This is a genomic window from Fimbriimonas sp. LA-C6, from assembly GCF_055398105.1.
Genome location: NZ_AP038796.1, coordinates 2,830,796 through 2,857,381, shown reverse-complemented (window position 1 = coordinate 2,857,381; position 26,586 = coordinate 2,830,796). Strand labels below are relative to the sequence as shown.

Sequence of the window (26,586 nt, the reverse complement as noted above, 5' to 3'; positions counted from 1 at the left end):
CGAGTTTAGGATTCGTCCTCGGGCTGTGATTGGCGTTTGCGCTTCATTTCTAGGAGGCTCTTGGAGGTGGCGGTTGGGGCGGATGGGCGTGATGCGGTGGCGCCGACGGGGATGCGTTCGGTTTCTGGGGCGGGTTGCGGGAGTTGGACCTCGGGGGTGCCTTCGCGTTGCGCTCTTTGTTTTGCCTGGTGGAGTCTGCCGACGGTTACCTGTTGGGCGATGGGCTCTTGGGGCTTTCTTCGCATTGCTGCCAGTGCCTTCATCAGGATCTCCTTGACTGGGAGGGCGATGCGGCGGATGGCGATATCGAACGGCAGCAGGAACGCGGCGAGCATCATGATGGTCGGCCAGAGTTCGGTGATGGAGGTGCCTGGGTTCTTGACTGGGCGGAGTGAATCCTTGGGGTCTGTGAGGAGTTTGCCGCCGGTGATGGCGCTGGCTTGTTGGAGCAGGGGGCGGTTGGGGCGGTAGGTTCGGTACTCGGGTGGGTAGGAGACGCTGAAACCGCTGCTGCTGACGCGTTGGCCGCCTGTTGCGGGGTCTGGTTCGGACACGGTGACGATGTAGCTGCCGATGTCGGTGGATTCGAAGCTGCCTTTGTAGAGTCCGGGTGCTTCTTGGGTGACGCTGACTTCTTTGGAGTCACCGGCTGGGGTGGAGATTCTGACCTTGGCGTCGGTATTCGACATGGGGTTGCCGAGTCGGTCGAACGCTTTTAGCTCGATGATGCCCTTTGAGCCTTGTTGGTGGACGGCCACTTGGTAGTTGTTGAGGGTGGCTCTTCTGGAGATGGCGCGGGCGGCTTGGGACCAGAATGCGGAGAAGCCGGGCCAACCTACCCAGTCTCTGGCCCATCTGGACTGGGCGTCGCTGGTGAACGCGAGTGAGGAGCCGAGGCCGTATTGCCAGGTGACAAGGAGTGGGTCGTCTTTCTTGGTTCGCATGCTGACGCGTGCGAGGGGGCGGCTGTCGACTAGGCAGTATGCGTAGAGGGGTGGGGTGCCGTCGATGCCGCGCAGGATTTCGTCTCCTCGGAGCATTTTGGGGATGAAGGCACCTTCTTCGATGGCGGAGCGGGAGATGAGTGCGGAGTCTTGGGTGAAGATGGCGGGAAGTTGGTTGCCGTGTTTGGCGAGGTAGAACCTGCCTCCGCCGACGGTAGCGACTTGTTTTAGGAACTCAATGTCTTTGCCATCGCCGATTGCGACTACTGAGGTGGTGATGTGATTGAGCCGCATGCGGGCGGCGATGGCTTCGGAGTCTCCGTGGTCTTCGGCGTCGTTACCGTCTGAGAGGAGGATGAAGTGTCGGACCTTGGATGGTTCTGCCATCAGGACTGTCTCTGCGGCGAGCATGCTGGGTTGGATGTAGATGCCGCCTCCGCCGAGGCTCATTTTACGAATTTGGTTGATCACCGAGTCTTTGTCGGTGAGCTTTTGCATGGGGGCGACGAACTCGATGCCGGATGAGCTGCCTGCGACGCCGACGCGGTCCATGGTGGACATCATCTTGACGGTCGCTTCGGCGGCTTGGGCAGCGAGTCGGAGTTTGGGCACTCCGTCTTCGATCATGCCCATTGAGCCGGAGGCGTCGATGATGATGGCAACGCTGGTGCTGGGGAAGCTTTTTCGCTGGCGGATGTTGAGGTCTACGGGGAGGGTTTCGGCGATGGGGGTTCCGTAGTAGCCTCCTGGGAGGAAGGAGTTTTCGCCTCCGATCATGGCCAGGCCGACGCCACTATCTCTGACAGCTGCTTGCATCAGCTTCATCTGAGTTGGGGTCATGTTGCTGGCGTTGATGTCGTTGAGGATGATGGCGTCGAATGCTTGGAGCTCTTCGGGTTTGGTTGGGATTGATGCGGGGCCCCGAAGTTCTACTCCGACTCCGTTTTGTTGGAGGGTATTGGCTAGTTCGTTGTTGGCGAGCTTTTCTTGGAGGATGAGGACCTTGGGTTTGCCACGGACGGAGACGAAGCCCATGCCGACGTTGTTTCGGTTATCGAGGTCTTTGGCGGCGTGGAGGGTGGCTCGGTAGCGGTGGAAGCCGGTGTCTTTTTGTTTCTCGGGCACGACGATGGTGTTCATGCCTGCGTCGAGGTGGATGGGCATCTTTTTGAGGAGGATGCCGTCTCGGTCTATGTCGAGGGTTCCGGATTGGTCGACGGTGGAGTCGATTTGGAGTCGGATATCGAAGGGTTGGTCGGCTCGGACTTCGTCGGGGGCGTCTAGGGCGATGACGGAGGCTTCTCCGGCGCGATCTTTGAGGCCTAGGACGACGTGGTCGAGGGCGATTCCGTCGGTGGCGGCTACTTGGGCTGCGCCTGCTAGGTCTCCGTTGGTTTCGTCGCCGTCGCTGAGGACGACGATGCGTCGGGCTTTGCCGTCTGGGAAGCTGGCGCTGGCTAGGCGGACTGCTGCGGCTAGGTCGCTGGCGGAGCCATCGACTTTGGAGAGGATGCGGTCGAAGCTACGCTTTCCGCCTGGGGCGGTTTCTAGGACAGCTTCTTTGCCGAAGACGACTACGCCGGCTTGGTCGTGAACACCTAGGGATTGAGTGGCTTTGTTCACGAACTCTTGCGCTTGGCGGCGGTCGGCGTCCGAGATGGAGTCCGAGTAGTCGACTAGGAAGATGGTGCAGATTCCTTCGTTGGGCCTTCTTGATTCGATGCCTGCGAGGGCTAGCACGATGCACGTTGCGAGGAGGCCTCGGATGACGAAGGCGAAGAGTTTTCGTCCGCGTGCCATGCCGTGGACGTGTTTGAAGCTGAAGAACAGTCCTGTGAGGATGGGGACCAGAAGCAGCAGGTAGATGGGGTGGGTGAACTGCATTAGGACCTCCTCGCGAAGAGCCACCATTCGGCTCCCAGGATGGCGAGGCAGAGGAGTCCGAGGGGTCTCCAGAAGTCGGCGAATCTCAGGGGTGAAGCGACGGCTTTGACGTCTCCACCGCCCAGTTTGAGGTTCTTATGAGGAGCGACGTTGGACTCGATCTCACTTCGGAGGGAGGCGTAGATGGGGCGCTTTTTGCCGCTGACTTCGATGTTGTACTTGCCGACTTGTCGGATGTCTCGGACGATGACGGCTCCGTTTACGGGCTTGAGTTCTTGCTTGCTGCCTTCTTGGGATGTGAGGGTGGCGGGTTTGGTGGTGGGAACTGAGAACGGAGCGCCTACTCGGACGGCGAGGATGTCTGTTCCGCCTTGTCCCCCTAGGAAATCGAGGGCGTTGGCGATGAAGATGGGGAAACCGACTTGGAGTGGGAAGTCGGACTTCATGGGTTCGAAGGCGACGTAGAGTTGGCGTTTGGTGGTGGATTCGGAGCTGACTACGAGGGGGCCTTGGTTGGACTGTGCGAGTACCTTTCCGGCGGGTTGGGCGCTGACCTTCTCCATTTGGTCGATGAAGACATCGCGTAGGTTGACGCCTGCCAGGAGCGGGGACTTTTCTGATGAGGTGAAGGTTGGATTTTTGGCTGATCCGTGGGCTTCGACGTTGGGGTTTGAGCCGGCGGAGCCGAAGGTGAGGACGCCTCTGGCTTTGACGGGTTGTTCTTCGACTCCGTCGAAGACGACGATGTCGTAGGTTGCGGCTCCGTCTGTTGGGAGTTGGTCGGCTCGGTCTAGGGTGACGCGTGGGTCTAGGGCGAGTGCTCTTTCTAGGAACATGTCGCCTTTGCCTATGAGGAGGACGTGGAGTTTGGCGCCTGGGTCGGCTATGGCTACAGCGTAGTTGTCGGACTTGAGGATGTCGGGGGCGTCTAGCTTGGCTTCAAAGACTTTGGCTCCTGGAGGCGCGCTCATGGTCTTTGCCCATTGGTTGTTGGGGTTGACCTGGAGTTTGGTGGAGTCGATGGGTTTGCCGTCGGCGTAGATGCTGATGACGCCTTCCATGGGCTTGTTGCTGAAGCTTTTGACCCCGACGAAGAGCTGTCTTCCTTTGGGTGTTTCGGTGATGCCTAGGCTGCTGACGCTGAGGTTGTCGTCTTGCTCTCCGATGCTTCGGTAGACGAGGGCGGCTTTGCCTCGGCTGAAGTTGGTGACTTTCTCGAAGCAACCGTCGCTGAGGAGGACGATTCGGGCTCCATCGATGCCTCCGACTACGGCGGATGAGAGACGGAGGGCTTCTCCTATGTCGGATTCGGCGTCGCTGGGTTGAAGGGCTTCTAGGGCGGGGAGTTGCTTGGCGGAGTCGTTTGAGAGTGGGAAGACGACGCGTGGGGTGGGGCCGCCTTCGATGAGGGCGATGCGGTCGCCGGGTTTGGCGCTGAGGATCGCTTCTTTGGCTAGCTTTTTGGCTTCGCCGAGGCGTGACGGTTTGACGTCGGTGGCTTGCATGCTGGCGCTGGTGTCGATGACGAAGACGGTGACTTCGCCTGCGAGCCCGGTTTGGCGGCTTTGGGGTTTGGCGATGCAGACGACGGCTAGGCCCAGGGCTAGCAGTTGCAGGAGGAGCAGCCAGCTTGGGCGAAGTTTTTGGAAGAGGGCGTTGGCGCGGATCTCTTCGGTTTTGGCGGGCCAGAGGAAGGTGGCTGGGACACGCATATCGCGGCGTCTCATCTTCAGCAGGTAGAGCAGGAGAATGAGGCCAGCGAGGGGGAGGAATAGGCCGAGTGCGGCTGGGTTTTGTAGGCTCATTGGCACCACCCGGCTCGTTTGAATACGGTTTGGATGACGTCTTCCAGGGGTGTGTTTGCTCTTACTAGGGCGTGACGTCCGCCAACTCTCCGGACGGCTTCTTGGAGTGCGTCGTTATGGTTGGCTAGGTTCTTCTTGTACTCTTTGAGGACCATGCCGTTGGCGGTGATCTCTACGGGGCGTCCGTTTTCGGCGTCGAGGAGGAGGAGGTCCCCTTCTAGGTCTGGGTCGATTTCGACGTCGCTGAGGATTTGGAGGAAGAGGAGTTCGTGGCCTCGTCCGCCTAGGAGTCGGACGGCGGTGGCTACTTCGGGGTCGAGACCGTCGGAGATGAGGATGACGACGCCTACTCTTGCGCTGGTGTTGACGAAGGCTCTTAGGCTTTGGGAGAGGCCTTCTTGGCCATCGGTGGGGGACTTGGACCAGTTGACGAGGCGAGGGTAGCTGGATCTGCCTCGGAAGGTGAGTTTTTGGTTGAGTCGTGCGCCGAGGTAGCGGGGGATGATGGTGTCTCCGCCGTTGAGGGTGACGTAGCCGAGTGCGCAGGCGAAGCGGCGTGCTGCTTCGAGTTTGCTTGGCTCGCCGAAGTCCATGCTGGGTGAGTTGTCGATGAGGAGGTGGACGGCGAGGTCTTCCTCGTCCCGGTAGGTTTTCATGACGGGGGTTTCTAGGCGGGCTAGTACGTTCCAGTCGAGGTGTCTGAGGTCGTCACCTTCGGTGTAGTCTCGGTAGTCTGCGAACTCGATGCTGACGCCTTTGCGTTGGGTAAGGCGTTCGCCTCGGACGCGACCGGACAGGCTCTTGCGTGGGTTTAGACGCAGGCCTTCGAGCAGCCGGAATTCGCGGGGTTCGAGCAACAGATCTGTCATCGAAAACCTTAGGCGCGGATTGGGTCTCGGTCGTTTGAGGCGACGAATGCGGCGACTTCGTCGAGGATTTTGTCGGCTGTCATTCCGTCGGCTTCGGCTTCGAAGTTGAGCAGGATGCGGTGCCGGAGGGTTGGTTTGAGGGCTTTGAGGAGGTCGCCTTTGTATACGTTGAGTCGGTCTGCGAGGAGGGCGTTGACCTTGCCTGCGTTGATGATGGCTTGTGCGCCTCTTGGGGATGATCCGTAGCGGCAGTAGCGTTTGGCGACGGGGGATGCGCCTTCGCCATCTGGGTGTGTTCCGACGATGAGTGAGAGAGCGAAGTCTAGGACGGTTTGGTCTACGCGGACGTCTCGGACGACGGATCGCATTCGGATGACGTCCTCCCCTGAGGCGACGGATTGGGTCTCTTCTTGGGCGGCTCCGGTGGTTCTGAGGACGACTTCGGCAAGTTCCGCTTTGGTTGGGTAGGGGACGATGAGTTTGAAGAAGAAGCGGTCGAGTTGGGCTTCGGGGAGGGGGTAGGTGCCTTCTTGTTCGACTGGGTTTTGGGTGGCCATGACGAGGAATGGCTCGGTGAGTTCGTGGCGTTTGCCTCCAACGGTGACGCTTCGCTCTTGCATGGCTTCGAGCATGGCGCTTTGGGTTTTTGGGGTGGCTCGGTTGATTTCGTCTGCGAGGACGAGATTGGCGAAGATGGGACCCTTGCGGAATTCGACGTTGCGACCTTCGGAGAGCACATTTGTTCCGGTGACGTCCGCGGGCATCATGTCGGGTGTGAACTGGATTCGGGAGAAGTCGAGGGAGAGGGCTTTTGCCAGTGAGCGGACCAGGAGCGTTTTTCCTAGTCCGGGCATGCCTTCCAGGAGGACGTGGCCGCTTGCTGCGAGGCCCACGAGGACTCCTTCGACGATCTCGTGTTGGCCGACGATCGACTTTTGGACTTCGGTGCGGATGGATTCAAACGTTTCTCTAAACCAGATGGTGTCTTGCATGTTGGTGGGTTCTCAATGTCCGTTCAAACTGTCGAAATATTCCTTGACGCGTTTTTGGTGTTCTTTGGGGATTTGCTGTTTGTCGAGTGCTGACTCGGCTTTCTTTTTGTAGCTGGGGAGGACTTTCTTGTAGGGCACTGATGTGCGGTTTCCGACGGTGGTTGGGGCTTTGATCTCGATGTAGGTTTCTTCGCCCGAGTCCTGTCGGTCGCCAGTGACTTGGGTTTCGGTGGTTTTGCCGCCGCCTGCGACTGGCTTGTCGAGTTTGTTGATCTTGCCGGTGTCGAAGAGCATTTGTGCCGATTCCGAGCCTGGTGCACCAGGGATTGGGAGGGGTACTCCGAGGCCCATGCAGAGGCCGTTGCATTGGCCTAGCTTGCCGCCCTTCTTGATGGCTTCCATGAGGGCTTTGAGATACTTGTCCATCTCGCCGGGGGCGCTTAGTTTCTTCATGAGCTCTTCCATTTTCTTGGCGAGCTCGTCGCGTTGTTCTTTTGTGAGCTTGGGGCGTCCGTTTTTGGATGCTTGGGCGTCTGTTTTTAGCTTCTTGGCGAGTTCTTGTAGCTCTTTATAGAGTGGGTTTTTCTGGAGTTTGGCGAGGGTCTCTTGAGCTTGTGCGGAGAGCTTGAGGGCGTCTTGGGCGTCTTTGTTCTGCTTGAGTTCTTTGTTGAGCTCTTCTCTTTTCTGTTGGAGTGCCTTCTGCTCGGCTTCCAGTTTCTTACGCTCTGAGTCGGATAGGTTTTTGTTTTGGAGCTTTTGGGCTAGTTCTGCGAGCTTCTTTTCGAGTTCGGCGAGCTGCTTTTCTAGCGACTTCTGCTCTTGCTTCTTTTGGGCAAGTGACTTGTCGCGTTCGGCTGCGGGCAGCGATGCGAGTGCTAGGTCGGCTTTTGAGAGTCCTGCTTTGTCGAGCTCTGCTTTTTCGAGTTTTTGCTGTGCCGATTCGGCTTCGGCTAGTTTGTCGAGCGTGCTTTGGGCGGCATCTTTGCGAAGTTGTTCCGCTTGCTGCTGAAGTTCGTTCTCCTTTTGGAGCACTTCTTCTTTGCTCATGCGAGCTTTTTCTAAGTCTTTTTGAAGCTTTCTTAGCTCATCGGCCATGCGCTTTTCGCTTTCCGAGAGCTTTTCTTTCATCTTGGGATCGTCGAAGGTTTCTTTGGTGATTCGCTCGATCTTTTTGCCTTCTCGGATGAGTTCCTCTCGGTTCTTTTTGGCTTCGGGCGAGAGGAGGACGGGGCTGTTTCCGAGGAGGAAGATGGAGGCCGCGATTGCGCTGAAAACCACGGCCCCTGCATGCCATTTGCCGAGCCGCATGGGATAGAGCGCGGCTGGGCGGACGTTGGTGAGTTTGGAAGCTGCGTCTGTTTGGAGTTCTTGGTCTAGTTCGTCGGCTGCGTCATGGTAGTCGACGGCTGCAGTGAGTCGATTGTCTAGGTTGGCGCGTCGGTCGACGCTATTGGAGATCGCTTTTTCGGAGATCTTTTGGCATGCGCCGATCAGCCCGCCGAGGACAGCGACTGTGCCCACTAGGCCGCCCAGGTAGATCGGCTTCGCGTTGACAAGGTTGGCCCAGTCGAGTCCTGCCCAGACGGCTGCTCCGAGTGCTCCCAGGCATGCGCCTACGGCGAGGCCCCGCCAGGCACGGGCCAGGCGGACTCGTCGGAAGAAGGGCTTAAGCTGCTGAGAAATTTGCGGCTGCATTCGCGCGCTCCTTTTGGTTGCGTCGGAGATTGAGTTCGGAGAAGAGGGTTAATGCTGCTCCGAGGCTGAACAGGATGATGCCGTAGATGATGGGGGCCGTCAGGTCCTCTGTCAAGTCGCGGACCAGTGGTCGGAGGATGTAGAGGTCCCAGATCATGTCTTTGGTGTTGGTCGATAACGACGTCAGAATTGGGACTGGGAATACGGCGAGGGTAATGAGGGCAACGAACTGTGCTGTCCTTGCTACTTTTAGGCTGACGAGGTAGGAACTCGCAAGTCGGCCGATTGACCAGAAGAAGAACAGGAATGCGGTGCCGAACGCTGCATAGGCGAAAAAGCCGGCTGGCAACCATCTGTCAGTTGAGGCGTGAGCGCCTAGTTCCATCGCAGCGAAGACGGTGAGGACTAGTGAGAGAACGTAGGGCAGTGCACCCGCAGGTGATCCGTTCAGGATCTTGCCGACGGAGAAGATGCCGTTCGGTCTGAAGCGATGCTCGGCGTCCATGCCGTAGCAGCTCAATTGCGGCAGCAGCAGGGATAAGGCTACGAGAGCCCAACACATCATGGAGCCGAACAAGAAGCTAGCTGGCGAAATCATTGGCCCGGGACCGGTTGGAGTCCAGGTTGAGATGGTCGCGGATGGGACACTCGGCGCCGCAGAATAAGCGGTGATGAAGAGAATCGCTCCGATGTATACGATTGCGTGAATGCGTAACGAGGGGGTCTCTTTTCCGCCATATGGGCTTAGTTTTGCTCCTGCGGCGAGGAGGAAGAACTTGCAGATCAGGGCGGTCATCACGATAGCGAGGGCCCAGTTTGGTACGTGGTAGCCAAGGATATTGCTGTAGGTGCCTACGGCATAGATCACCGTGAACGGATTCATTGCGATCAATGGATTTATGGCACCTGGTATCCCGCGGAATGCCATTGAGGCGGTTGTTCCTACGACGCTTACGGTGATCCCCGTGTAGGCTGCGGTGGCTATGTAGCTCCACAGAACAGCGGATACGGGTTTGGTTGTGATGGTTGAGAGTAGTAGCGCTATCGAGGTGATCACTAAACCGTGCATGGAGAGCAGGGCGTAGGCGGTGAGCACGTCTGACCATGTGGCACCACCCAAGACCACGCAGGAGGCTGTGATTGGGAGGGAGAGGGCGAGGAGCATCCACGTGTAGCGGAAGCTGCTGATCATCTTGCCTACCAGATAGTATTTGGGAGTGACGGGCGCGCTGAAGATGAGGTCTAAGGACTGTCTTTGGCGCTCCATCACGATGGCTGTGGCGGAGAGAGCCGGGCAGACGGTGACCACCATGACTCCTAGCATGGAGAGGATCATCTGGTAGAAGTCGTGGAGCCTGTATTGGACTTCGGCGATGGATGAGTTTTGGTTGCCCTCAATGCTGGAGTACACGGTCATCGATGCGCCGATGAGGAGAACCAGGTAGACGCCAAATAGGATTGCTGAGCGGTTGCCTCTTAGCTGTACGCGGTAGTCGCGAACAGCTGTTGCGTTGCCCAGGTAGGTGGCTTGAGTTTGTTCGACCCAGCTGGAGAGTGCCATTAGTTCACCGCACCTGTTGTGAGTTTGAGGAACACGTCTTCGAGGTTGGCTTGCTCTTCGCGGAAGCCGACGACTCGGAAGCCTTGATCGACGAGCATTTTGAGCACATCTGCCTGGTCTTCCTGGGTTCCGGTGAAGTCGATGACCACTTCCCCGTCGCCGGTTGCTTGTGCGCTGGCGACGTGTGGCAGTGCTTCGAGCAGCTGTGCTGCTTTGCCTGCGTCGTGGAGCAGCTTGGCTTCAAGGAATCGGGTTGTTTGGACTCCTTGGACGACTTCGTTGACTGGGCCGAAGGCCAGGAGTTCTCCGCGTTCGATGATGCCGACGGTGTTGCAGAAGTCTGCTAGCTCGGGGAGGATGTGGGAGGAGACGATGATGATCTTGCCCATGCGTCCGAGTTCGGCGATGAGTTCTTTGAGTTCTGCTCGGGCGCGTGGGTCGAGACCGGATGCTGGCTCGTCGAGGAGGAGCAGTGTTGGGTCGTGGACTAGGCAGCGGGCGAGACAGAGGCGTTGTTGCATACCTCTGGAGAGGGATTGGACGAACGCTTGCTTCTTGACGGTGAGGTCGGTGAGCTCAAGGACGTTGTCGATGACTTCTTTGCGTTGCTTGACGGGGACGTTGTAGATGGCTGCGAAGAAGTCGAGGTATTCCCATACTTTGACGTCGTCGTAGAGGCCGAAGAAGTCTGGCATGTAGCCGATCATTCGCCGGACATCCATGGGGTTTTGTCGGATGTCTGCGCCGTTGAGGGTTGCCGTTCCGGATGTTGGTTCCAGGAGGGTGGCCAGCATTCGGATGGTGGTGGTTTTGCCCGCACCGTTTGAACCAATGAACCCGAAAATGTCTCCGGGTTGCAGGTTGAACGAGATGCCCTTCACTGCCGTAAGGCCGACGTACTCTTTTCTAAGGTTTTTGACTTCAAGCATGATCTTGTGATTTAGGGAGGAATTTGACCTCGTTCTCCGGGAAGTTGAGTGTGTTGGTTGCCCAAAAGAAGAAAGCGGATGCGAGTCCTAGATACATGAGCGCATGTGTCCATCCATAGGCTGCGATTGGAATGGTCTCGAACTGCTGTAGATTGTTGCCGTCGAGGAATCTCATGAAGTTGCCAATGCAAACGAAAGGATTCGGGTACTCGACGAGTCCACGGATGAACGGATCGCCATTTGCGAGCATTTCGCCGAATGCGGGAATGATCGCGGTGCCAAGGATCACGGAAGCGAGTGTGATTCCAAGGGACATGAAACTCCGTTTGACTCGGGCAGAAACGAGGATGCTGTATGAGCAGACCAGGATGCCAAAGCTTAGCGAAACGAGTTCCGAAAGGAACAGGTAGTAGGCTGGCGTAGAGTGGGTGTAGCCGATGCTACAGATGGCGATGGGGATGCCGAAGGCTATCGCCATGGTGCTGAGAACACTTAATGCACCTACAAGCTTTCCTGCAACGATTTGACCCTTGGTGACTGGGGCGACTAGTAGGAGATCCCACGTGCGTCGCTCTCGTTCTCCCGAGATCGCACTGTGGAGCATCATCGGTCCGAGTATGGAGAGAACAAACGTTTGGGCCAGCACGATTGAGATTGGCGGGATGTCTTTGCAGTATTTGGCTACTAGGATGACCAGTCCGCCATAGGTGAGGGCTAGGAGTGCGAGCACTCCTGAGTTGGCTGCGTTGCTGCCTTTTATTGAGAAGAACTTTCTGCGGAACCGGGTGATCTCAATGAGCATCGGGTTCGACAGAAAGAGGCTGTCTAGCTGGTTCATGACTTTCATCGGGCACCTCTGACTGTTTCTGATGCGAAGGCTACGATCTGAATGTTCTTGCGGTCGCCGACTTCAGTGCCGATTTGGGGGCCGGGTCGAAATTCGGGCATCTGTCCTTTGAGAACGACTGAGCCTCGTCGTGATGCGATGCTGCGAATGTCGACTTGGGGTATCTGATCTAGGTCGGCTTTGTGAATGATCTTGAGGGAGGTCTCTGCGACTCCTCCTGCGGCGATTGGCTTCTCCAGTGGCTTGGCGGCTGAGCCGACATACACCACGGGAGTCGTGATCTCGTAGGGGCTGTTGTTGTGGATCGTGACTTTGACTTGATCCCCTTCGGTGGGCTCTACGTCCAGCTGCACCCAGTTTTCGGATGGGATTCGTTGGCTGTATTGCAGCTCACGGAAGGCCAGGTTGTTTGTGGCGACGTTGGGCATTTTGATTTCGCCGACGTCTGACGGTGAGAAGTTGACCGTTTGCGACTGGCGTTCACCGGGATAGTAGTAGCGGTTCTCTTGAGAGAAGCCAACGCTATCGACATTTGCGAGTTTGAAGTCGTAGCTGCCACCTCGGGGGAAGAACATTTGTGTGGTTCCGGCGAAGATTGCCTCTGGCTGGTTTTCCTGTAAGAGCAGGATTCCGCTCGTGGCTGTTGATAGCTTGGCGTCGTAGAGTGCTTGAGCTGAGGTGAAGAGTATCCCTGCAAACCCTAGGCTTGTGACGGGGGCTGTGAACCAGGCTAGTTCGCCTCGTTTGAGCTTTTTGAGCACGAAGAAGTTGAGGGGGACGACCACGAAGAAGAAACCGGCAAGTATGCCCAGAATCTTGGACGTGGGTGGGAGCTTGGTGCTAAACGGGTCGTCTTGGAGACGACCAGGCGTCCCTGGTCCAGGGCTACCTAGAAAGGTGGGAGTCATTGCTCCCATTCCAACGGCGGCGTCTGAGATCACATTGCCTGTCACAAACTGTTCTGATCGGTTGATATCGCCGATGTCGATGGTCTTGAGGAGCGCTTGCTTTCTTCCTTCCCAGGCGGAGAGTGGTGCTTCGAGAGGGTTGAAGGCGAGTAGGACGACTTTGCCCACTCCGTTGGGCTTGGTCATGACCATGGATTGTGATTTGGCACCGGCTGGCTGTACGATCGCGAACGAGGTGGGTGCATCTGCTCCTGCTAGTTCTGATAGTTGGCTTGTATTGGTTGCGGTCGTCGATTTGAAGTCGCGTCCTGGGAGCAGGGTTGCCCAGCGGGCGTCGCTTAGGATGGGTGCGGAGGCTCCGCCGAGGAACATGAGGGTTCCTCCCTTGAGGCTCCAGTCTTTGAGGGATTGGACGGTGGCATCGGATAGTCGTTCGGATCCGTTTCCGAGGATGACTACGGAGATGCCTTCAAATCCGATGGGGCGGGCGGGTGCTTTTTCTGGCTTGCAGTAGAGGTCTCGCAGTGTTGGACGGTTTGCGCCGTACTGATCTCTTTCCATTTTGCCTTTAAGAAAAGCGAGTCCGCCAGAGTTGTCCGAGATCAGGAGTACGGCGTTGTTGGTCTGCTCGTTCATGACCGGGACTTTGATTTCGGTATGTCCCTTGTCTGTGACAAGCTCGCAGTGGAGTTCCATCCATCCCACTCGGGGGAACGACATGAGACTCTTTCGGGAGCCGTTGGGGAGTTCCACGGGGTAGTCCATGGAGAAACCGTCGTCGGTATAGACGTGGACTTTCCCGAATGCGCTCGGTCCGTCGTTTTGAAGATTGATAGTGATGGGGTAGTTCCCCTTCATCACTGTTTGTCCTTCAAAGACGGGTTGGGCATCGATTTGCAGCGCATCTGCTGCTAAGCACGAGCATGCCCCTGAAACAAGAAGACCAAAAGTGTAAATGCACCGTGAGATTTGCCTCATATGGGAACCTTTGCCAAAAGACGGACTTACGGCGGTCCAACGTTTGCAACAAAGTGCAGAAAGGGGGACCCCGTGTCACTGAACAACTTAGCAGAGTATTTGTTGAAGCAAAAGGATAGTGTCTGAGAAAGTTTCACACTAGACCAGAAGTCCTAGTGGAAGGTGTGTTGTGAGATGCAAATCGGCAGGAAATTGCCTGTAAGTCACTCAGTGACTTCTGAATTGAGATACTGCCGGGCGACTCGGACCCCTGTTTCGGCTTGGTCTGGAGTTGGGAATGGGGCGATGGTCTCTAGTGAGTTTTTGAGATTGCCGAATGAATGGTTGTGTTTGGCCCAGTAGTCTTGGACCATGGTGATGTCTTCGAGGCTGCTGGAGCCTTCGATCTCGCCTCGTGCGGCGCTTTGGGCCATTACGAGGAGATCGTTCAGATGATTCAGGAGAAAGTCTAGATCGACCTTCTCCTGCTTCATATGCTGGCTGAGAATCTCAACCTCTTCACGGATGCGTTTAACAAACATAGTCTCGCCACGAGGCAATGGACATGTCGGATGTGAAGAGTTTGAAAGTAAGCCTATTGGGTGACAATTGCCAAAACTATCACTTGATTGGAGCAGTTGGCCTGAGCCATTTATCTAGCCAGGCGGCAAAACGGGCCCATTGGTCTAGGACCGTTTCTTTGGCGATTTGACCGTGATCCTCGTAGGGATACATGACTAGGGAGGCGTTTTTGCCGAGGGATTCGAGGGCGGTGTACATGCGCTCGCTGTTGATGGGCGAGGTTCCTACGTTTTGGTCTTCCAGGCCGTGATACAGGAGGAGCGCGCCTGTCATCTGCTCGGCGTAGAGGAGGGGGCTCATGGAGAGGTAGGTTTCTCTTCCTTCCCAGAGTTTGCGCTCTTCGTTTTGGAAGCCGAAGGGGGTGAGTGGGCGTAGGTAGCAGCCATCGCCTGCGATTCCGGCTTTGAAGTAGGGTGTGTGGATGAGGGCGTTGGCTGTGGAGAAAGCGCCGTAGCTGTGGCCGCCGATGGCTAGGCGTGTGCGGTCGATGTAGTCTCTGCGCTCTAGTTCGTCGATGACGGCGTTGAGGTTGTTTCGCAGTTGGGGGACGTAGGAGTCGTTCATGTGGCCTTTGGGGCCGACGATGGGGCAGTCGGGTTCGACGACGGCGTAGCCCATGCGGATGAAGATCTGCTTGTTGTTGGCACTGATGGCTGGGAAGAGGTTCTTGTTGAAGGTCTTTTTGGACTTGTCGTACTCTTCTTGGCTGGTGAATTCACCTGGGTAGAACCAGAAGAAGGCTGGGTTCTTGTAGCTGAATCTGGGGAGGGTGATTTTGACTTGGAATTTAAAGCCGTCGGGGCGGGTGACGACGATGGTTTCTCTGCGTGCCTGGGTGAGGTCTGGGGCGTAGTCTTTGTTGTTGGTGAGGCGGGTCTCTTCCTTGGTGGAGAAGTCGCGCAGGTAGGTTTGGGGCACTTTGGCGGTTGTTTGGCGGGTGACCAGTGATTTGGTGCCGTCGTTGTCAAGCATGACGAGCTGCTCGAAGATGTCTGGGCTGCTTTCGAAGATGCGGGTTCGTTTGCCTGTTTCTATATCGACTCGGTCTACGAATGGGCGGGGTGCTTCTTTGAGCGGGTCTTTGTAGAGGTGAGTTCCTGCGAGGTAGGTGGACTTGCCGTCTTGCGAGACTCGGATGGTTCCGTTGGTGTCCGCGATGGGCTCCGCTCGTTCATCGTCGTCGGCTTTGATTTCTTGGAGGGTGAAGGCTTTGGGGGTTGGTTTGAGGCGGATGGCGCTGAGGCGCTCTTTGCCTTCGACTGTTTGGGTGATGAAGAGCGTGTTGCCGTTGCTTCCGTAGCGGGCCGTGTTGATGCGTTGGTCGGCTTCGTAGACGACGGTGGTGTCTTTTTCGCCGTAGGGGGCGTTCCAGGACATCAGGCGGTCCTTTCGCTTCTTGTCTTTGTCTGCTGGGCCTTGTTGCAGGAACATGAGGCTGGAGCTGCGGGGGCGCCAGATGATGGCTCGCTTGTCGGTGTCGGACGGCTTCTCTGGGTCTGGTTCGCCTAGTCGGAGCGGTGTTTTTTTGATGACGGCGACTTCTTTGCCGGAGAGGTCCATGATGACGTCTCGGTTGCCGTACATGGAGGTTGGGACGAGGTAGGAGAAGGGCTTTTCTGTGATTCGGACTCGGATGGCACCTCCGTTGGGTGCGGCGTCGAGGCTTTGGTACATCTGGGGGGTGCCGATGGATTGGAGTTCGCTGGTGGCGGGGTCTAGGAGTCCGAGTTGTCCGTTGGTGAAGTATTCGAGGAGGGCCTGGTCGTAGGGGGATTTGAGGAGGCTGGGGTAGGTCGAGAGGTTCTTTCGCTTTTCGTCGGAGTTTTGGATGCGTGGGGTGGTGTCGATAAGGGGTTTGAGGGGCATGGGTGCCCTTGGTTCGGTGACGAATACGGCGGCGATTCGTTTGCCTTGGTCGGTCCAATCGAAGGAGGCTTGGGTGGCCAGGAGTGGGCGACGTGAGGCGGGTTTGCACTTGCCGGATTCGGCATCGGCTACGTAGAGGCGAGTGGCGTCGTCTGTGTGGACGAGGAATGCGATTTGCGAGCTGTCGGGGGACCACTTGGGGTCGGAGATACGGGCGTCTTCGGGTGAGTTGACCAGCACCGTTTTCTTGGTGCTGAGGTTCATGAGGGTGAGGCCGACTCCGCTTCGGGTGGTGTAGGTTCTCGCTCGGCTCGCTTTGATGTCGATATCGATGCCGCCGAGGTTGACGTGGGGTTTTGCCAGCCGCTGAATGGAGACGAGGCCGTCTCTTTCTAAGATCGCGCAGCGGGTGCCGTCTGGGCTGATGTTTGTTATTGAGACGTTCTTGTACCAGGGGGCAAGAACGGCATCGAGGATCTCACGTTGGGGGGTGAGGTATTGCTCTTGGCCGAGCACGCTTTGACGAACATCCGCACTTTTAGCCTGTCCGGCGAGGACCATAACGCATATCGATGCAACCACGGAATCGATGCTACACCTTCAGTTCCTGCTTGTGTATTACTTTCTCCCTATTGAGGACATGTACACCATGTTCGTTTTTCTCTGATGGATCGGGTGAAAAAGAATCTCATGGATGATCGTTCGTTTTCGTGTTTCCGTTCTGGTTGGGTATTTGAGCTAGATTTAGGCAGAATTAGGTTTTAGAGACAGATTCGGCATGGAGGATTCTATGTGCTTTATTTAGTGAAATTTATGAATTACTCATCTATGATGTGATTTGGTCTCCCATGAGTATTTCGCAACGACGCATCCATTCTCTGAGCAAGAAGGCGGCATGGACTCTGCTGGCTTTCGGTCCGTGGCTTGCCCTCCTCCATGGTTCTCCGGCAGTGGGAACTCCGCAGGCCAAAGCGGTGGATTTCCATAAGGATATTGAGCCTGTTCTGAAGGCGACTTGCTACCAGTGTCATGGTGCGGAGTCACAGATGGGTGGGTTGCGGCTGGACACGGTTGCGGGCATTCAGAAGGGTGGGGTCAGTGGCAAGCTGTTCGGTGGGAAGGCCGGCCAGAGCCTCTTGATGCAGCGGATTTTGGGCATGGGTGGGAAGCCGCGGATGCCGATGGGATTTGCTCCGCTGAGTAAGGAGCAGGTTCAGAAGTTTGAGACTTGGATTGCTCAGGGTGCCTCGCTTAAGGGTGCTGGGCAGGTGGCGAAGCACTGGGCGTATGTGAAGCCGGTACAGTCTGTGCCTCCTGTGTGGAAGGGCAATAGCTGGGTGCGGAATCCTATTGATAGCTTTGTGCTGGCGAAGTTGAAGGAGAACGGTTTGAAGCCTTCGCCTCAGGCGGATAAGGCGACGTTGCTTCGTCGGGTGTATCTGGATTTGGTGGGTGTGCCGCCTACGATTGAAGAGACCAACGCTTACATGAATGACGTGAAGCCGGGTGCTTATGAGCGGGTGGTGGATCGGCTTTTGGACTCGCCGCACTACGGTGAGAAGCAGGCGGGGCCTTGGCTTGATTTGGCTCGGTATGCGGATAGCAACGGGTATGAGAAGGACTCCACTCGCACGATTTGGCCCTATCGGGATTGGGTGATCAGTGCATTCAATCGGAACTTGCCATTTGATGAGTTTACGATTGAGCAGATTGCGGGTGACCTGCTTCCTAATCCTTCGAAGGATCAGCTGATTGCAACCGGTTTTCACCGGAACACCATGGCCAACGAGGAAGGCGGCGTGGACAAGGGGGAGCAGCGGTGGTTGACGTTGGTGGACCGGGTTGGGACAACGGGTTCTGTTTGGTTGGGGACGACCATTGCGTGTGCGCAGTGCCACAACCACAAGTACGACCCGGTTTCTCAGGCGGACTTCTATCGGATGTTGGCATTCTATGAGCCATCAGAGGAGCCGAGTCTAGATTTGGTGGATCCGAGTGTACGGAAGCTGAATGAGCAGATTGCGAAGTTGGAGCAGTCGATTCCTAAGCTGAAGGGCGATGCGGAGGCTCAGAAGGCGGCATCGGATGCTCTGGCGCAGTTACGGGAGCAGTACAACCAGGCGACGGTCGCTACGACTCTCATTTTTCGGGAGCGTCCGAATATGTATCCGCCGAAGGTTCCGATTCGAATTCGGGGTGGGTATTTGTCTCCTGGGAAGATCGTGGAGGCGGGTGTGCCGAGTGTTTTGCCTCAGTTGCCACCTTCGGTGCCGCAGAACCGGCTTGGGCTGGCTAAGTGGTTGGTGAGCAAGGAGAATCCGCTTACGGCGCGGGTGACCGTTAACCGGATGTGGGAGAGCTATTTTGGGCTTGGGCTGGTGAAGACCAGTGACGACTTTGGGACGCAGGGTGAGCGGCCCATTTATCGGGAGCTTCTGGATTGGCTGGCTTGCGAGTTTATGAATTTGAACTGGGACATGAAGGCGATGAATCGCTTGATTGTGACCTCCAACACCTACAAGCAGTCGAGCAAGGTCACTGAGGCGCTGAGAGAGAAGGACCCTGAGAATCGGCTTTATGCGCGGGGGCCTCGATTCCGGCTGAGCGCGGAGATTATTCGTGACAATGCTCTTGCGGCGTCTGGGTTGTTGAGTGCGAAGTTTGGTGGGCCGAGCGTGTTTCCTGAGCAGCCGGATGGGATTTGGAATAGCCCTTACAGCGGCGAAGCCTGGGTCCAGAGTAAGGGGGGTGACCAGTATCGGCGGGGTGTTTATACGTTCTGGAAGCGTACGGCACCTTATCCTTCCTTTGTGTCGTTTGATGCGACCAGTCGGGAGTCTTGTACGACGCGGCGGATACGGACGAATACTCCTTTGCAGGCGCTTGCGCTTTTGAATGACGAGGCGTATGTGGGTGCGGCTCGTGCTTTGGCTACGCGGATGTTGTCGGATGAGAAGGATCCTGTTAAGCGGATTGAGTACGGGTTTCGACGGGTGTTGGTGCGGCGTCCTTCGGCTAACGAGTCGAAGAGTCTCTTTGAGCTCTTTGAGCGGGCGTTGAGTCGGTATCGCTCTGAGCCTGGTCAGGCGATGAAGTATCTGAAGCAGAGCAACGGGAAGAACTTGGATGAGAAGGCTGCCTATACGGCGGTTGCTCAAGTGATATTGAACCTGGATGAGGCGATAACGAAGGAGTGATGATGAGCGAGAACAACATTTTTGAACAGATGATCTTGCAGGAAATGACGAGGCGGAAGCTGCTGAAGATGAGCAGCTATGGCATTGGTTCGCTTGCTCTTAGCTCTATGTTGGGCGAGTCGGGGTTTGCGGCTGCTTTGGATCAGGGCAAGCGAACCGATCCGATGGCACCGAAGCCGACGCACTTCCCTGCTAAAGCAAAGCGGATTATTTACCTGTTCATGGCTGGCGCACCTTCGCAGATCGATTTATTGGACCCGAAGCCGTTTCTGCAGAAGCATAATGGCGAGCCGATCCCTGAGGACATCGTGAAGGGGGAGCGGTTTGCGTTTATCAAGGGTACGCCGAAGCTGTTGGGGTCGCCCCACACCTTTAAGCGGTGCGGTAAGTCGGGGCAGGAGATTTCGAACTTGTTGCCTCACTTGCAGGAGATTGCGGATGATATCTGCATTGTTCGGTCGATGCATACCGACCAGTTCAACCATGCTCCTGCTCAGCTGTTTATGAATACGGGGCACCAGATTCCTGGGCGTCCGAGTATGGGGTCTTGGCTGACTTATGGGTTAGGCAGCGAGTCGAAGGATCTTCCTGGGTTTGTGGTTTTGATTTCTGGCTTGAACAATCCGGATGGTGGGAAGTCTTGCTGGAGTAGCGGGTTTATTCCGAGTACGTATCAGGGTGTTGAGTTCCGATCTAAGGGTGATGCGGTGCTGTTCGTGTCGAATCCGGATGGGGTTGACGCGGGTGCGCGGCGTGATCAGTTAGATGTTCTGCGTGCGCTGAATTCGGATCATAAGGGTGCGGTTGGGGATCCAGAGATTGATACTCGGATTGCTGCTTATGAGCTGGGTTATCGGATGCAGACCAGTGTGCCGGAGTTGATGGATATCTCGCACGAGCCGAAGGAGATCCACGAGATGTACGGGACGAAGCCTGGGGAGAGTTCGTTTGCGAACAACTGTCTATTGGCGCGTCGATTGATTGAGCGTGGATCGCGGTTTGTTCAGCTTTATCACCGCGGGTGGGATCAGCACGGGGACTCTGAGGAGAACGATCTTAATCATGCTTTGCCCAGGATGTGCCGAGAGGTTGACCAGGCTTCTGCCGCGCTGGTGAAGGATCTGAAGCAGCGAGGGCTTTTGGAGGACACCATCATTGTCTGGGGTGGTGAGTTTGGGCGGACTCCGATGAATGAGGGGCGAGATGGTGTGACCTTCCCTGGGCGGGACCATCACCCGAGGGCGTTTAGCATGTGGATGGCTGGCGGCGGGATAAAGCCTGGTGTGACGATTGGTGCGACGGATGATCTGGGATACAACATCGTACAGGACCCTGTACATGTGCATGACCTGCACGCCACGATTCTGCATCTGATGGGGCTGGACCATACGCGGCTGACTTACAAGTTCCAGGGGCGAAATTTCCGGCTGACTGACGTTTATGGGAATGTGAGTTCGAAGCTGATGGCTTAGGCGGCTAGTTCTTGCCGCCTGTGGTTGCGATGCCTTGGATGAAGGTCTTTTGGGCGAAGAAGAAGAGGAGGATGACGGGGACTGTGAAGATGGTGGAGCCTGCCATGAGCATGGTCCACTGGCCTCCGTTTTTGGCCATGAACTGCTGCAGGCCGTAGGCTACGGTGTACTTCTGCGGGTCGTTGAGATAGATGAGCGGTCCGAGGAAGTCGTTCCAGGTGCCGATGAACTGGAAGAGGGCGCAGGTGACGAGTGCGGGCTTTGAGAGCGGCAGGATCACTTTGGTGAAGATTCCCCATTCGCTGGAGCCGTCGATACGTGCGGCCTCGGCCATGTCGTCTGGGAGGGCTTTGTAGAATTGAGTCAGCAGGAAGATGAAGAACGGTGCTCCGAAGAACGAGGGCACCATGAGGGGGAGGTAGCTTCCGTACCAGCCGAGCGCCTTAAAGAGCGCGAACACGGGAACCATCGTAACTTGCGGAGGGATCGCCATGGTCGAGATCATCATGATGAAGAACAATGACTTCCCTGCGAACTGAAGTCTTGCGAACCCGTAGGCCACCATGGCGCTGCTGAAGACTGCTCCGACTACTGTGACCAAGCACAGTACGACCGTGTTTCTCACGTAGACGCGGAAGGGGACGGCCTTGAGGGCATCGGGGTAGTTTTCGTATTTGACCGGGCTTGGGATGAGGCTTTGCAGGCTGACTGCGGGTGCGCCGTTGCCGTTGCTGGCGAAGACTTGTTTGTCGGTCTTGAGCGAGGTGGAGACCATCCACAGCATGGGCAGGATGGCTGGAATGCAGAGGATGACGAGCACAAACTGCGCGAGCAGCTTTTGCCATCGGGTCATGGAGAAGGGGCCGCTATTTGATATGGCCAAGTCTCCTTTGTCGTGTCTCTTCCGCCGTGACCTGGTGTTGCATTCTTTCTAGGGCGGCGGCTGGTGTGAGTGTTCCGCGCATGGTGCTCTCGTCGGTTTTGGTGATTTGGTCGATCACGAACGACTGGAGCGGTCCTTGTGGGGGGATTTGTAAATTGGGGCTGGACATGAGGTCCACGAAGACTTTGAACTGCGGGTAGGTCTTGAGGTAGTTCTGGTACTTCTCGGACTTCGCGATGCGGTCGCAGAATGGGAGCCAGCCCATGTCGGCTAGGCATTGACCGGCTGCATTGGGGTCGTTGTAGCCCATCCACCATTTGAGGAATGCCCAGGCTCCGGCTGAATGCTTGGCTCCTCGGGGGACGAGCATGAGGTTCGGGTCGGTCATGCTGGCGAGTGGTTTTCCTCCTCGGGGTGGTGGGAGGGGGGCGACGACGTATTGGAGGTCGGGGGCGTACTGTTTGGCTTGCTTGACGCGCCACTGGCCATCGAGCATGATGGAGTAGTTGCCTGCGATGAGGGGTGCGCTTGCTCCGTTGTCGGCTGCGAGTCCAGCTGCGAATCGGGTGATGTTTTCGTAGCCGACTTGTTTGACACTGTCGTTAATGAAGGTGAGGGTGCGCAGGACTTCGGGGGAGTTTACGATGAGCTCGTTGCTTCCGCCGAAGGTGCCTCCGAACGAGGGGACGTAGTCTCGGTAGTGTTGGGGGATGAAGCCGATGCGTCGGAGGTGGCCGTCTTTGTCGCGCTTGTCGAGTTTGCGGCCGAGGGCGACTAGGTCTTCGAGGGTTTGTGGGAGGTGGTCTTGATCGACGCCGACTTCCTTGAGGTGATCTAAGCGGTAGTAGACGGCTGAGACATCGATTCCTGCGATGACGGCGTAGATTTTGCCTTTGTAGATGGCGTGCTTCTTGATGATGGGGTAGGCGTTGTCCATGAAGTATTTCTTCTCGGACGGGGTCATCAGGTCTTCGACGGGGGTGAGGAGTCCCTTCTCGGCCCACATGCCTAGGACGGGGTTCCATTGGCTGACGAGGTCGGGAGGGTTTCCGCCTGAGACGCTGAGTAGGAATTTGGTTTCGGCGCCGCTTGAGGGGACGCTGAGAGGGATCATCTCGTAGACGTCTTGGCTTTCGTTGAAGCGCTTGCAGATGTTCTCGACGACGGGCTGCCATTCGCCGGTCCACATGTGCCAGAAGGTGACGGGGATGCGGTTGGGTTTGGTCTGGACGGGCGGAGGGGCTGGGGCCAGGACGATACCGGTGCCGACCAGGATGACGGTGGCGAGACCGAGTTTGATATTGGTCCAGAGGCTAAGCGCCAAAGTGCACCCACTTGTTTTGGCTGCGGAACAGCACGCCGGTGATGACCATGACGATGACGAATAGGACCCAGGCCATGGCGGATGCGTAGCCCATGTCGAGGAACTTCCAGGCTCTTTGGAATAGATAGAGGGCGTAGAAGGTGGTGCTTCCCTCGGGGCCGCCTTCGGTCATGACGAAGGGTTCGGCGAAGAGTTGGAAGGCGGAGATGACGCCCATGACCACGTTGAAGAAGATCACGGGTGTGAGCATGGGGAGTGTGATTCTTCGGAGGCGTTGGAAGGCGGAGGCTCCGTCGATGATGGCGGCTTCGTAGAGATGGCTGGGGACGTCTTTGAGTCCGGCGAGGTAGATGACCATGCTGCCCCCGACGCTCCAGAGGGACATGAGAATGAGGCTCCAGGGTGCCCAGGTGGTGTCGGTGAGCCATGCGGGGCCTTGGATGCCGACGATTTTGAGCACGCCGTTGATGAGTCCGATCTCGGGGTTGAGGAGCCATTTGAACACGACTGCGGTAGCCACAGCAGGCATGATCGACGGTAGGTATAAAACGGTTCTAAAAAACGCTTGGCCGCGGATGTTTAGGTTGAGTAAAAGCGCAAGAATGACACCGCCTGCTACACCGAGAGGAACTGCGATGAGGGCGTATTTGACGGTGATCCACATCGACTTCCAGAACATGGGGTCGTCGTGGATGAGGGAGTCGTAGTTGGCGGCGCCTACCCAGTGGGGTGGTGAGACGACGTCGTAGTTGGTGAACGATAGGTAGATGCTGGCGAGGAATGGTCCTGCTTTGAACAGCAAGAAGCCTATCAGCCAGGGGCTGATGAAAAACAGTCCCACGCCGTTCTTCTGAAGGAACTTCTTCATCGCTTCTACCTATCGTGTTGTGCGTATTTTATCGACCGAGGATGGCGTCCATGGCTGTGGATGCGTTTGCTACTCGGACCTCTGGGTAGTAGCGGTAGAGCGGGATCATTTCTGCGACCACTGGGCCGGTGTATCCGATCTCTTGGATGGCTGCCATGACTTCGGGCCAGTTCACATCGCCTTCGAGGAGGTCTACAAAGCCGTCGGCTGTTCCGACCGATCTGCGGAAGTCCTTGAAGTGGACGCCTGCTACTCGCTTGCCTAGGATTCGAAGCCACTGCTCAGGATAACCGTAAGGCAGGATATTGGCAACGTCTACGTAGGCACCCAGTGAAGGGCTGTTGAAGGAGTCGATGAAATCGGCTACTTCGGTGGGGCTGAGGAGGAACTTGTTCCAGACGTTTTCTAGGCCGAGGGAGACGCCGTACTGCTCTGCGATGGGGAGGACTGCTTTGAGGCCTTCGGTGGTGTACTTCTTGACCAGGTCGTAGCTCATGGCTGGGCGGTCTGGGAGGAAGAACACATCGACTGCGCCTGGGATGGTGAGCAGTGTTTTGCAGCCGAGCCAGCTGGTGATCTTGATCATCTGCTCTAGGGCTGCTTTTGCTTTCTCTCGAAGCTCTGGTTCGGCGCTGGCTAGGGAGAAGCCCCAGTAGGTGCCAGAGGCGACGCTGGCGACTTTGATTCCGATCTGCTCGGCTTCGGCGAGGACGGCTTTGCAGCGGGCTTCGTCTACGTCGAGGCCGAATTCACCGGTTTCGCTGATGCAGATTTCGACTGCGTCGTAGCCGTGCGATTTTGCCTTTTTGAGGAAATCGGAGATGGGCAGGGTTCCTTCGAGTCCGCCTGGGTAGGACCAGTAGTTGATGGACTTCAGGTTCACCGGAGGGCTCCTGCGAAGGTTTCTTTTGCCATGTTGATCTCTTCAAGCGCCACGATGAGGGACTCTTTGGAGGACTCTGGGGTGACGATTTCGAGTGGGGTGTCGTTGAGGATGGACTTTACGAAGTAGTCGATCTCTAGGTAGTAGCCGCCGAGGTCGGAGATGTTTCCGCCTGCCTTGGCTGCCATCTTGGGGATCTCTGGGACGACTGGGTCTTTGCCGTCTTCGTAGATGGTGAGTGGCCCGGCATCGAAGATGGCAGCTCCGCGCTCGAAGATGGCTCGGAAGGCCATTTTGAAGGGGGCGTTGTTGGGGAGGTTCCATCCGCCTTCGGTGTGCGCGATGGTGCCGTCGTAGAGCATGGTGGTGAAGATCTGGCTGGTGCCGCGGCTATCGACGGTTCCGGAGGATCGCATGGACCGGGGCTTGCCTAGCAGGTAGAGGGCGTAGTCGGTGTCGTGGATGTGCATATCCAGGGCTGCGCCGCCTGACAGTTCTTCCTTGCCGAGCCAGCCTTCGGAGCTCCAGGATGGGAATGCGCCGTATCGGGTGAGGTTGATGGAGGTGAGTTTGCCGAGTGTGCCGCCATCGACGAGTTTTTTGAGGATGGCGTACTCTTGCCAGAAGCGGATGCAGTGGCCGATCATCAGCTTCTTGCCGGTCTTCTTGGCGACTTCGATCATTTGATCGGCTTCTTCTACGGAGCGGGCCATGGGCTTTTCGCAGAAGACGTGCTTGCCTGCTTCGAGTGCGCGGATGGTGAAATCGGCGTGGAGATGGGTGGGGAGACAGATGTCGATGATGTCGATCTCTGGGTCAGCCAGCATCTCGTCGTAGCTTGCCAAGATTGCTGCGCTGTGGGGGGCGCCTACTGTTTGTGCCGACTCTTTGTTGAGGTCGAAAACAGACTTGAGCGTGGTGTTTTCAACGACGCCATAAACTTCACCGTGCATGCGACCCATAAAGCCGCATCCGACAAGACCAACCTTCAAATTTTTCATGAGGAATATCAGAGAGATTACACCAAACTTTGGCGGTTTTCACACCGTAACTTAAACGTTTTTCTAACCTTTAATAGTTGATATGGGCGACCTTGCGGGTCGCCCATATTTTCCTAGACTCACTTGGGTGAATCTTGTCCTTTTGTGATCGGAGATTTGGAGGAGGGTTCGATGACTCCACCGCCTCCGGAGCAGCCAGCGAGGAGGGCCAGCGCGATCAAGAGAAGGGTGATTCTTACTGTTCCCATGTGCACGCCCAATCGTTGTCCTGTTTGGTGTTACACCATGCTTTCGCTTTGAGTGCGGCGAGTGCGCCGGACTTGGTGAACTTGGAGTGACCGTCTGCCCATCCGGCGACGATTCCGTCGTGTCGGCCGTTGGTCATGTCACCACGGACCTTGGCGGTGTCTGGGTCGGTTGCTGAGGTGAGGCTGCAGTCGATGTCTGGGCTGACGGGTTTGCCGTTGGGGCACATGGAGGGGACGTAGTTGAACGCTCCCGAGTTGCCTGGCTGTTTCTCGTCGTAGTGGTAGACCCATGCGTGTCCTGCTTCGCAGATGAGGATCTTGCCAGCGAGGTCGTCTAGCTCGGTCGTGCTGATCGGCATTGGGTGGTAGGACTGCCACACGTCGGTGCCCATGACGTTGAAGTTGGCGCCGTAGTTGGCTAGACCTGGGTTACCGTTTGCGTTGGGTGAGGTTGGGTCTCGGAAGATGTTGATGCTCTTATGATAAGGGTAGGAGATTTGGCCCCATGTCCACCAGATCTGGGTTGGGTTGGTGTCGTCTGGGTCTCCTGTCCATGTCCAGCTGCCGTATCCGTTGGTCTTGTAGTCGGGAGGGGTCGCGACGGAGACTGGGATTGGGTTCTTGTAGAACGCGAATGGGAGGTGGTCATCGCTGTCGCCTGAGTACATGATGAGGGCAAGGTTGGACTGCTTGATATTGGACAAGCTGACCGACTTTTTGGCTGCTGCTTTTGCTTGCGCAAACACAGGGAACAGGATGGCCGCCAGGATGGCGATAATCGCAATAACTACTAGTAACTCGATAAGAGTAAATGCCTTAATGGAACGATTCATTTTCTAAGACTCCATCATCTTTCCGGTGCACTTTAATG

The 26,586-nt window shown here is 56.7% G+C and carries 19 protein-coding genes; 2 read left to right on the top strand and 17 right to left on the bottom strand.

What is annotated here, in order from left to right:
• Nucleotides 1–5: 5 nt before the first annotated feature.
• From ACZ51B_RS13240 to ACZ51B_RS13190, 11 genes are all read right to left on the bottom strand, one after another.
• Nucleotides 6–2,828 (bottom strand): VWA domain-containing protein, encoded by a 2,823-nt coding sequence (locus ACZ51B_RS13240; RefSeq protein WP_464293808.1) that lies wholly within the window; start codon nt 2,826–2,828, stop codon nt 6–8.
• Complete coding sequence (locus ACZ51B_RS13235) at nt 2,828–4,633, bottom strand: vWA domain-containing protein (protein ID WP_464293807.1); 1,806 nt, start codon at nt 4,631–4,633, stop codon at nt 2,828–2,830. The genes ACZ51B_RS13240 and ACZ51B_RS13235 overlap by 1 nt, the downstream gene beginning before the upstream one ends.
• On the bottom strand, nt 4,630–5,502 hold the full coding sequence (locus ACZ51B_RS13230; RefSeq protein ID WP_464293806.1) for a DUF58 domain-containing protein: 873 nt from the start codon (nt 5,500–5,502) through the stop codon (nt 4,630–4,632). Before ACZ51B_RS13230 ends, ACZ51B_RS13235 begins: the two co-directional genes overlap by 4 nt.
• Nucleotides 5,503–5,510: 8 nt before the next feature.
• A complete protein-coding gene (locus ACZ51B_RS13225; RefSeq protein WP_464293805.1) occupies nt 5,511–6,494 on the bottom strand; it encodes an AAA family ATPase in 984 nt (327 codons plus the stop codon).
• Nucleotides 6,495–6,506: 12 nt separating this feature from the next.
• A complete protein-coding gene (locus ACZ51B_RS13220; RefSeq protein WP_464293804.1) occupies nt 6,507–8,189 on the bottom strand; it encodes a hypothetical protein in 1,683 nt (560 codons plus the stop codon).
• Nucleotides 8,161–9,750, bottom strand: a complete 1,590-nt coding sequence (locus ACZ51B_RS13215; RefSeq protein WP_464293803.1) for an ABC transporter permease — start codon at nt 9,748–9,750, stop codon at nt 8,161–8,163. The genes ACZ51B_RS13220 and ACZ51B_RS13215 overlap by 29 nt, the downstream gene beginning before the upstream one ends.
• Nucleotides 9,750–10,679: an ABC transporter ATP-binding protein gene (locus ACZ51B_RS13210; RefSeq protein ID WP_464293802.1), complete on the bottom strand. Its 930-nt coding sequence runs from the start codon at nt 10,677–10,679 to the stop codon at nt 9,750–9,752. The genes ACZ51B_RS13215 and ACZ51B_RS13210 overlap by 1 nt, the downstream gene beginning before the upstream one ends.
• Nucleotides 10,672–11,526, bottom strand: coding sequence for an ABC transporter permease (locus ACZ51B_RS13205; RefSeq protein ID WP_464293801.1), 855 nt, complete (start codon nt 11,524–11,526; stop codon nt 10,672–10,674). The genes ACZ51B_RS13210 and ACZ51B_RS13205 overlap by 8 nt, the downstream gene beginning before the upstream one ends.
• Complete coding sequence (locus ACZ51B_RS13200) at nt 11,523–13,412, bottom strand: hypothetical protein (protein WP_464293800.1); 1,890 nt, start codon at nt 13,410–13,412, stop codon at nt 11,523–11,525. Before ACZ51B_RS13200 ends, ACZ51B_RS13205 begins: the two co-directional genes overlap by 4 nt.
• 203 nt (nt 13,413–13,615) lie before the next feature.
• Nucleotides 13,616–13,933, bottom strand: a complete 318-nt coding sequence (locus ACZ51B_RS13195) for a hypothetical protein (RefSeq protein ID WP_464293799.1) — start codon at nt 13,931–13,933, stop codon at nt 13,616–13,618.
• A gap of 79 nt (nt 13,934–14,012) precedes the next feature.
• Nucleotides 14,013–16,400 (bottom strand): S9 family peptidase, encoded by a 2,388-nt coding sequence (locus tag ACZ51B_RS13190; RefSeq protein ID WP_464293798.1) that lies wholly within the window; start codon nt 16,398–16,400, stop codon nt 14,013–14,015.
• 287 nt (nt 16,401–16,687) lie between these two features.
• On the opposite strand from ACZ51B_RS13190, the gene ACZ51B_RS13185 reads away from it, so the two are divergent.
• Entirely contained in the window at nt 16,688–19,036 is a 2,349-nt protein-coding gene (locus ACZ51B_RS13185; protein WP_464293797.1) for a PSD1 and planctomycete cytochrome C domain-containing protein, read from the top strand.
• Nucleotides 19,036–20,508 carry a DUF1501 domain-containing protein gene (locus ACZ51B_RS13180; protein WP_464293796.1) on the top strand — a complete coding sequence of 491 codons (1,473 nt, stop codon included), beginning with the start codon at nt 19,036–19,038 and terminating at the stop codon, nt 20,506–20,508. The genes ACZ51B_RS13185 and ACZ51B_RS13180 overlap by 1 nt, the downstream gene beginning before the upstream one ends.
• A 4-nt stretch (nt 20,509–20,512) precedes the next feature.
• On the opposite strand, the gene ACZ51B_RS13175 is transcribed toward ACZ51B_RS13180, so the two are convergent.
• The 6 genes from ACZ51B_RS13175 to ACZ51B_RS13150 form a co-directional block, all read right to left on the bottom strand.
• Nucleotides 20,513–21,361, bottom strand: a complete 849-nt coding sequence (locus ACZ51B_RS13175) for a carbohydrate ABC transporter permease (protein WP_464293795.1) — start codon at nt 21,359–21,361, stop codon at nt 20,513–20,515.
• 13 nt (nt 21,362–21,374) lie between these two features.
• Nucleotides 21,375–22,715, bottom strand: coding sequence for an extracellular solute-binding protein (locus ACZ51B_RS13170; protein WP_464293794.1), 1,341 nt, complete (start codon nt 22,713–22,715; stop codon nt 21,375–21,377).
• Nucleotides 22,705–23,583: a carbohydrate ABC transporter permease gene (locus ACZ51B_RS13165; RefSeq protein ID WP_464293793.1), complete on the bottom strand. Its 879-nt coding sequence runs from the start codon at nt 23,581–23,583 to the stop codon at nt 22,705–22,707. The genes ACZ51B_RS13170 and ACZ51B_RS13165 overlap by 11 nt, the downstream gene beginning before the upstream one ends.
• 28 nt (nt 23,584–23,611) lie before the next feature.
• Nucleotides 23,612–24,466, bottom strand: a complete 855-nt coding sequence (locus tag ACZ51B_RS13160; protein ID WP_464293792.1) for a sugar phosphate isomerase/epimerase family protein — start codon at nt 24,464–24,466, stop codon at nt 23,612–23,614.
• Nucleotides 24,463–25,467, bottom strand: coding sequence for a Gfo/Idh/MocA family protein (locus tag ACZ51B_RS13155; RefSeq protein ID WP_464293791.1), 1,005 nt, complete (start codon nt 25,465–25,467; stop codon nt 24,463–24,465). Before ACZ51B_RS13155 ends, ACZ51B_RS13160 begins: the two co-directional genes overlap by 4 nt.
• A 235-nt stretch (nt 25,468–25,702) precedes the next feature.
• Nucleotides 25,703–26,548, bottom strand: a complete 846-nt coding sequence (locus ACZ51B_RS13150; protein WP_464293790.1) for a prepilin-type N-terminal cleavage/methylation domain-containing protein — start codon at nt 26,546–26,548, stop codon at nt 25,703–25,705.
• Nucleotides 26,549–26,586 lie beyond the last annotated feature (38 nt).